This window comes from Kitasatospora sp. MBT66, from assembly GCF_000710405.2.
Taxonomy (GTDB): Bacteria; Actinomycetota; Actinomycetes; order Streptomycetales; family Streptomycetaceae; genus Kitasatospora; species Kitasatospora purpeofusca.
On sequence record NZ_JAIY01000020.1, the window covers coordinates 35,704 to 36,218 of the forward strand.

Annotated in this window: 1 protein-coding gene; it reads left to right on the top strand. The window is 75.1% G+C overall.

The window, feature by feature from the left end; all coding sequences use genetic code 11:
- The coding region (locus tag BI06_RS51955; RefSeq protein WP_043477254.1) for a hypothetical protein at positions 1 to 515 on the top strand (515 nt) is incomplete at both ends.

The following is a 515-nucleotide window of genomic DNA, read 5'->3' on the forward strand; positions in this document are numbered from 1 at the left end:
GAAGCCACCGCCGGTCGGGCGGTCGCCGCCACGGTCGTCACGGCGGAAGCCGCCGCCGCCACCGGTCGGGCGGTCGCCACGGTCGTCACGACGGAAGCCACCACCCGACGGACGGTCACCACCGCGGTCGTCACGACGGAAACCGCCGCCACCACCGGTCGGACGGTCACCACGGTCATCACGACGGAACCCACCGCGGTCGCCACCACGGTCGTCACGCCCGCCACCGAAACCACCCGGGCGGTCGTCCCGACGGAAGCCACCACCCGACGGACGGTCGCCACGGTCGTCACGACGGAAGCCGCCACGGTCGCCACCACGGTCGTCACGGTCACGGCCGAAGCCGCCGCCCGAGGGACGGTCGCCACGGTCGTCGCGACGGAACCCACCGCCGCCACCGGTCGGGCGGTCACCACGGTCGTCGCGGCGGAAGCCGCCACCGGTCGGGCGGTCGCCGCCACGGTCGTCACGACGGAAACCGCCGCCACCACCGGTCGGACGGTCACCACGGTCGT